The sequence below is a fragment of the Methanospirillum sp. genome (assembly GCF_035406105.1).
Classification (GTDB): Archaea; Halobacteriota; Methanomicrobia; order Methanomicrobiales; family Methanospirillaceae; genus Methanospirillum.
The window spans coordinates 1-7,382 of sequence record NZ_DAONKG010000125.1 but is presented as its reverse complement, the minus strand read 5'-3'; the positions used below and the strand labels follow the sequence as shown (position 1 = coordinate 7,382).

Below are 7,382 nucleotides of genomic sequence, written 5' to 3'. Positions count from 1 at the left end.
CGGACCAGGCTGCAGAAAATGAACCCGTGAACTCTGCAATATGGTCACCGTTATCCGGTCCGGGCAACGAAACAGGTCGGATCACTGCAGAAAACTGCAGAAACCATGCAGAAAATGCTGCAACCATCAGACATGATGACTACATCCGGATCGAAGGCTGGCCAAAGAAAGGACCCTGCCATCACTGTGGCCGAACGCCGGTCCAGTACCGGAAAAAGACCCTGAAGGAGGGGGAAGAACCGGCATATCTGTGTGCCGGCTGCTACAACAAAGCGGTCAGCAGACATGTTGCATCCATCATCCCCCTTCCCGGTCTTATCAGCACGGAGCAGATGGTCAGACTGCATGCCGATGCAGGAACGTGTCATGTCTGTGCAACCAACCCGCTGGTCTGGTATGATCATGCATCACATCTTGGCCTGTGTGACGCCTGTTATCTGCGGGAGCAGTCAGAAAAGTCCGACGGGGGCAGTTCGTGCATCCCATGAACCGGCCGTCCACCGGGATCTGTGCCATCAAAGGATGCCCCCATCTCCTCTGGGACCGGTATCTGATCCGGGGAGATCCAAAAAAACAGGCACGACGGAGGATCTGCGGACTTGCCGGGCATACACCCTCGTATCTTGACCGGTGCCCGCTGGAGAGCGGAGGGATTGCATGAACCCGTTTACCGTCAGAACACGAACCGTCAGGAAAAATCCGTTTATCCTGTGCGGGAGGATGTTTCTGGATAATGACACGCTCCGGATAGGAATCGACGGACGGGGATGCTCTGCCATCAGCATTGCAGACACGCGGACAGTAATACTTGGTCTTGGAGAATCTCCTATAACCGGCCCTGATGGTGGGATTGCCGGTGCTGCATGGCTGTCTGAGAGCGGGAAGGGACTGTATTGTTCCATTGGAAACAGAGTGTATGTAACCCCGGTACAGCGGGTAAAGATGGTTCTGTCAGGAAAACACAGAAAAGCGCCCGTATTTGAGAGAATAACAGAAACAAAATCTGAAATGGATGTCTCTTTCTCCCTCTCCGAACCAAAAGAAATGGAATCATGCGGTGTGTGAAATCATGCGGTGTAAAATTCTGATCATATCCCCATTTTTTTCTGAATGCCGCCGGAACTGATGATATGTTCACCGGTATGACTGCCGGAGTGTTTCTTTCCTCGGATATTTTCGAAATTACGGCACAAAACATCTCATGTACAAAATCTGTCCGGTATCTTTTATCCCTGCCCCTGCTACCTGATAGTGCCGGTGTGCACACGGCAGGGGAATCGAACATGGGAGATTTTGTCGCAAAATCAGTAGTACGATCATCAGAGCGGGTTCTTGCAACCCCTCTTGCAGGAAAGGCGGTTGCAAACACCATCATCGGGAGTATTCTCGCCGATAATCCCTGGGGATGCACGCCCTATCTGTCAGGGGGAGAGAATGTTCCTGCAGTGACAAAGAGCGCTGAGTCCTATTCCGGGGCAGTCATCTATGAAAATAACGACGGAAAGCAGATCGGGAGGATATCGGTCCGGTCACCGGCACCAGGTGCCTTTGATACCGCGATTGCAGCCATCCTTGGGAATAATGCAATTGCGACGGCGATGGGCGGCACGCCCTCACATGACAGTTCGGATGATACCTTTAGTATTACCCTGAAATGTCATGCAGCAAACGGAGAACTGTACAATGTCAACTTCAGGCGGGACAAGGTGACCCTCTCCAGTTATGAATCTGACAGTATCCGGAATGCGATTGAGGCATGGGCAGATACGGTCAGTGAACTGGCCTGATCCCGCTGTGTGGAGAGAGGATGAACAAGCTTCTGGTCGCTCTGGGAGTAATGGTCCTCGTCATACCCGTCGGTCTGACCTGTGCGGATTCGCTCTCATCATCCATCGTCTGTTCAGGGGCAACCTGGGTCACATCCTCGGTCATAAGCGATGCCAGGTCATATACAGCACACCTGTTTACCACCGAGAGTGCAGTGGTAAACCGCACCCTCTCTATCGGAGATGCGATCACCGCACTCGTATCAGGCAGATCAACCGGACCGATGGGGATAGATGAGTATTCGGGTCAGACACAGAATGAGACCACACGGGATCCTGCCTGCACCTTTACCGGCCTTCGGCAGAAAACAGGTCGCCATGATGATATCTCAACGCATGGCCTCTTTACCAGCGGTGACTATCACTCACACCGAATCCTGTCAGACAGGACGGTTGCCGGTTCAGTCGTGAATGGAACCGGTATCCTTCTCATGAGGGCGAATTCGGCTGACGGGAACCGGACCGTCTCCCATGCGTCAGATAGTGCCGGGACCATGAATGTCACCGGGGAGATCGTATTCGGGGAGGAAACGGATGATTGAACTGGTTCTTGCCGCAGGATGCGGAATCATATCGCTAATCAATGGTGTATGCACGATCCTGATCTGGGTACGGTGTGCAGATCAGGCCGGGATAGTCTCACTGGTCAGATCCGATGAGGAAGGGAATGTAACCGTCAGGTATCCGTTCCTGTGCCGGGGGAAGTAAGGTGTTTCAGGATGATACCCATCCCCCCGGGTATTTCCGGGCAGAGGCGGACTGGCTCGCTCCTCCTGACGATGAGGATGATGATGATGATGACAGCCGGGAGGAGGATGAATGAGATGTCAGCAGGCTAAAAAACCGGGGTATTCGGAGAACCGATACACCCGGCTCTTTTTTGAAACCGTTTTTTTCATATTCATTGTGATCTGATTCATACCGGGTATTATACGATATCATGAATACATCTGTCCCGAAAGGCCCGGATCCGAAAGAGAAAGGGGCTGTATTTTTAGGTTGGCTCAAAAAACGTGGCGGTTTACGCAGTGCGGCCGATTGCCGGCGAAAATGTACCGAGAACGGATTTGAAGCAAAATGGTTCATAAAAGAGATGGGAGAGGAACGAATCGCACTGTATTTTTCACGCGGAAACAAGGTCATTGTATTGAAGGATATGGTATGGGCTGATCAATGGATGATGCACTACAATCTCGAAGTACCTCATCACCGGCACTGGATTGATCTGTAAATTATAGTACTGAATCAGATCATTTTTTTACATTCCAATGCTAATCGTATGCAGAGAGGGTGTCATGTGGCACCTCATATTGCAGGAGGGATGAATACCATGTCAGAGAGAACAATGCAGGAATTACCTGAAAATCTTGAGGTTTTTTTAAACCTTCCCTATGGGGGATTATTTGGGAACTCAGCACTGGCACAGATAATCGAAGAGATTGTTGCCGATCCCACCATGCATTACCGCCCGAAATATCTTGAAGAGATGACGGGAAGAAAACCAAAAACAGTCCGGGACGCATTACAAAAACTGGTGCAACTCGGGTTGATCGAGAATGTGTCAAAAGATTCCCATCACCCGGTCTACCGGGTAGTGGTAGAGTCAAAAAAGTTTATTGCATTGTCACTCCTTTCGTATGCCCTGCTGGATGACCGGGACAAAACCCGGTGTATGGATATGGCAATTCTGGATTACTACCATAAACACCTGGAGCAACTGGATAAACCACTTGCAAGTGCTACTGCCTCCCCTGCCATGTGGGGGATTGTCCCGGATCGTGAACCCCACAAACACGGGTCTGTGGTTGCAGAAGGGGTGTAAGATGGATGAAGAAAATTGAGAAAAACAATCCGGAAACTATCGATCTTCATGCGTTATATGCATATAAACCGGAGGATCTGAATCTGGATATCACCCACAGCTCATACTCAAACATGGCATATGTTCAGGTCTCTCATCGGGATGTCTCAATTGATTTTCTTGAAATGCCCGGACTCAGAAAAGATGGGAAGAATGTTGTCAAAGGCGCCAGAATCTACATGTCTCATGCAGCAGCGCAGAAATTAGCCGAATCATTATCAAAACTCCTTGATAAGGTTCATTCAGATGGTGAGATGGAGACATATACTCCGGTTTCTGATAATACCCGGTCAAATCGTCCGGCAGCAAAAAATCAAAAATAAACCGGCGTGACAGGATATCATCGGATCCACATTTTCTCTTTCTGGCATTTCCCCGGTAATACGGGGCTATTGATCTCTCGTCTTATAAATCCAGACGAAATTGCCCGTACAATTATAATTTTCATATCTCACAAAATATTTATTAAGAATTATAAATATATGACCATCTGCTCATATATGAAACGGGGGGCTTTTTATGAAATTCACAAACACAGGTCTTACACCATATTGTATACTGCTCATTCTGGGCATAACACTTCTGTGTATATGCACTGCAGCCGGTTCTGAGATCATCTCACCGGTCATATCTGAATCCGGATATTACAATACCACAGGACAGAGCAGTATCGTATCGTCAGCTGATACCACACCAGCCGGTTCGCTTGCACCTCCGGTCGCATTATTCTCGCTTAACCAGTCAACCGGACCGGTTCCTCTGACCGTTCAGTTTACCGATCATTCCACCGGAAACCCGACTCTCTGGGGATGGTACTTTGGTGATGGGGGAACCTCCCATGAGCAGAACCCCGTGCACACCTATACCGTTCCTGGGGTGTATCCGGTCGGGTTCCTGGTGTCCAACAGTGCAGGGTATAACAGGACATTTGTCCCTGGTCTGATTCAGGCACAAAACCCGCTTCCTACTCCTGCTCCGGTTCCGACATCCGGGACATACCCGCCGGTGGCATCGTTTCAAGGTACCCCGACAACCGGACCGGTCCCGCTGACAGTTCTGTTTATTGACACCTCATCAGACAAGCCGACCTCATGGGCATGGTATTTTGGTGACGGCAGTTATTCACCCAGGCAGCATCCGTATCACACCTACACCCGTCCGGGGGTATATCCGGTATCACTCACCGCTTCAAATGCAGGCGGATCTGATACGTTCATCGCGGAGAATTATATCGTTGCATCAACCCCGGTCCCGACCCCGACACCACGACCGACGATAAAGCCGCCTTGTCCGCTTGTGCTGTCCCAGTCAGCAGCGGTGACCGATCCGGCCCTGCCGGTTGCAACGTTTACTGCTGAGATCATTGAGGCATCGGATATCTTCATGGTACGGTTTATTGATGAATCCCTTGGAGATCCAGCCTTCAGGCTCTGGTACTTCGATGACGGGAGTTATTCAACTGATACCAGTCCGATCTATACGTATACACGACCGGGAACATACCAGGTCTCGCTCATGGTCGTCAATGATGCCGGATCCAGCACCGTTACCGGAACGATCAGCGTGGGGAACGGAGAAACCGGAGCAGACGGGAACGGAACGCTGATCCGCCCTTCTCTTTCCGGGAGTGCTCATCTTTCACCAGGATTTGCTGAAATGGTCGCACAGGATCCTGATGCATGGAAATGGTTTTTTGAGGGGTGGAATCAGTCGGCAGGGAGTATTCCTCACCTGAATCTGACACCCGGCCAGGTATCCGGAACGGGGGATGTGGGAGACCGTGCAGAAGAGAGTATGGCGCTGAAAGAAGGGATGATCAAAGCGGGTGTGGGTAAGAAATAAAAACCCCCTCTCCTGATGTATGTCTGGTCCTGTAATAATGTACCCGAATGATGAAAGGGTGCCTTAAGGATTTCCCTGACTTCGGTGTTTGCCGGATTGCAGAGATTGTGCCTGATCAAACGCGTTTCTGGCATCATTCTCTTTTCCCATTATGAGTAACAAATCTCCAAAAGTTTTCCATATTTTGTCATCATCCGGTTTGAGTCGTAGTGCCTCCTGGTATGCATGTTCTGCTGCAGTATAGTGCTTTATTTTTTGTAATACCAGACCCATACCTGACCATGCATCAGATGAATCCGGGTAGAGACAAATAACTTTTTCATATCCTTTCAGGGCCGAATCATAATCTCCGAACATGAGCGAGAATATTGGAGGGCCCAACATCGCCTTTTCAGGATCCAAAAGTGCACTGATGGTGGTATTAAGATTCGTCTGAGCAGCAACATAGGCCGGGTCGATGAAGAGGGATTGGTTATAGGCATGGAGTGCCTCCGTGAATTTTCCTTCACCATACAGGTAATCACCGATATATTTCCATCCTTTTGCGGGATTTTGAGCTGCTTCATGGGTCATATTCACTCCGTCTCGGGCATTTTCATACTGGGGATCAATTTCTAATGTTTTTTGATATGCTTCGGCTGAATCTGTAAATAACCCCTTGACGAAGAGAGCGTTACCAAGATAATTCCACGCATCACGAAATGCAGGTCTGATCACGATAGCCTGCCGGAAGGCATCTGCAGCCTCTGTATAATTACCGCGCTCAAAATAGAGAGAACCTAGAGCAAACCATCCATCCGCATCTTCCGGATGCGTTTCAACTACATTCGTCAAAGTATCCAGAGCGATTTCGCCCTGACAAAGTTTTTGATACGTAATTCCTTTTGATATCAACGCAGCAGTAAAATTTTGGTTAAGCTGGAATGCTTTGTCATATGCCTGCAATGCCTCTTCATATTCGCTTTTATTGAAGTGCGTATTGCCCTGTTCATACCATTCATCAGCAGTTTCATCTGCAAATATGGCTTGAATACAGATTCCAAACAAGAAAAGGGAGAGAATGATATGAAATACTGAATAGTTCATATCCTCATGTATATCTTGCTTGAGATAGTTCTTTCTATCAGAGAAAATTATACTCCTGGTGTCATTGAGAGATTACATGTGGATAGAATATGAAAAAAGCACTATAAGTCAGCTTTAGCCCATTTCATATCTCACCTCACCGGTTGTTGATCAGTATTGACCGTAAGTACTCAGGAATATTTACCTGGATGATAAATCCGATATCCTTTGGTTTTACCATACATACTCATTTCCTGTGATATTACAGGGACAGTAAATCGAATGTTGATAAGTATTTTAAAGCACGCGTCACGCTGAATAAAATCTGTTATGGTTTTATATTTCGAGATTGAAGATGTAACGTATTACCCAAATAACCTCGCGTTCAGGAAAACGGTTCTTTAAATTTATCTATGATGATATCGTATTCCTTTCACTATGTCTTTAGGATGTGATTCCCTTATTCTAACCTGTCTTTAGGTAGGACATAGCACGCAAAAACGGGGGAGATTTTCATATTTGCCACCATTTTTTTAAATAATATTTTGACACCAGAAAACAATCAATTGACAGGAGTGATTCCGTGTGAGTATTACTCTGAATCAATCGCAAAGGACCGGGTCAGGAAAGCACAGAATGTATTTAACGTAATGTATCCGGAGGGGAATTATTCATGAATGATCCGGTTATCGAGGTCTTCCGATCAGAAATACTTCCAAAAATTATCGATTTTAAAATTATCGATTTTTTTCATCCTGATGATGTTATCCTGTTTGGTTCGCGGGTGC

At 47.9% G+C, this 7,382-nt stretch carries 10 protein-coding genes and 1 pseudogene; 10 read left to right on the top strand and 1 reads right to left on the bottom strand.

Annotated features, from left to right (window positions below; translation table 11 throughout):
* From PLA23_RS08480 to PLA23_RS08435, 10 genes and pseudogenes are all read left to right on the top strand, one after another.
* A pseudogene (locus PLA23_RS08480) lies at positions 1–488 on the top strand (hypothetical protein); the annotation flags it as partial.
* Positions 485–661, top strand: coding sequence for a hypothetical protein (locus PLA23_RS08475; protein ID WP_324474858.1), 177 nt, complete (start codon positions 485–487; stop codon positions 659–661). The pseudogene PLA23_RS08480 and the gene PLA23_RS08475, both read left to right, overlap by 4 nt.
* Positions 658–1,065, top strand: a complete 408-nt coding sequence (locus tag PLA23_RS08470; RefSeq protein ID WP_324474857.1) for a hypothetical protein — start codon at positions 658–660, stop codon at positions 1,063–1,065. Before PLA23_RS08475 ends, PLA23_RS08470 begins: the two co-directional genes overlap by 4 nt.
* A gap of 218 nt (positions 1,066–1,283) precedes the next feature.
* Entirely contained in the window at positions 1,284–1,787 is a 504-nt protein-coding gene (locus PLA23_RS08465; RefSeq protein ID WP_324474856.1) for a hypothetical protein, read from the top strand.
* 20 nt (positions 1,788–1,807) lie between these two features.
* The gene (locus PLA23_RS08460) at positions 1,808–2,368 is read left to right on the top strand and encodes a hypothetical protein (protein ID WP_324474855.1); all 561 of its coding nucleotides are present in this window, start codon (positions 1,808–1,810) and stop codon (positions 2,366–2,368) included.
* Entirely contained in the window at positions 2,361–2,534 is a 174-nt protein-coding gene (locus tag PLA23_RS08455) for a hypothetical protein (protein ID WP_324331269.1), read from the top strand. The genes PLA23_RS08460 and PLA23_RS08455 overlap by 8 nt, the downstream gene beginning before the upstream one ends.
* 232 nt (positions 2,535–2,766) lie before the next feature.
* On the top strand, positions 2,767–3,057 hold the full coding sequence (locus PLA23_RS08450; RefSeq protein ID WP_324331271.1) for a hypothetical protein: 291 nt from the start codon (positions 2,767–2,769) through the stop codon (positions 3,055–3,057).
* Between the two features lie 66 nt (positions 3,058–3,123).
* Positions 3,124–3,648, top strand: a complete 525-nt coding sequence (locus tag PLA23_RS08445; RefSeq protein WP_324474854.1) for a hypothetical protein — start codon at positions 3,124–3,126, stop codon at positions 3,646–3,648.
* A gap of 5 nt (positions 3,649–3,653) precedes the next feature.
* A complete protein-coding gene (locus PLA23_RS08440) occupies positions 3,654–4,010 on the top strand; it encodes a DUF3467 domain-containing protein (protein ID WP_324331275.1) in 357 nt (118 codons plus the stop codon).
* A gap of 196 nt (positions 4,011–4,206) precedes the next feature.
* A complete protein-coding gene (locus PLA23_RS08435; RefSeq protein WP_324474853.1) occupies positions 4,207–5,529 on the top strand; it encodes a PKD domain-containing protein in 1,323 nt (440 codons plus the stop codon).
* 63 nt (positions 5,530–5,592) lie between these two features.
* On the opposite strand, the gene PLA23_RS08430 is transcribed toward PLA23_RS08435, so the two are convergent.
* Complete coding sequence (locus tag PLA23_RS08430; RefSeq protein WP_324474852.1) at positions 5,593–6,615, bottom strand: tetratricopeptide repeat protein; 1,023 nt, start codon at positions 6,613–6,615, stop codon at positions 5,593–5,595.
* Positions 6,616–7,382 lie beyond the last annotated feature (767 nt).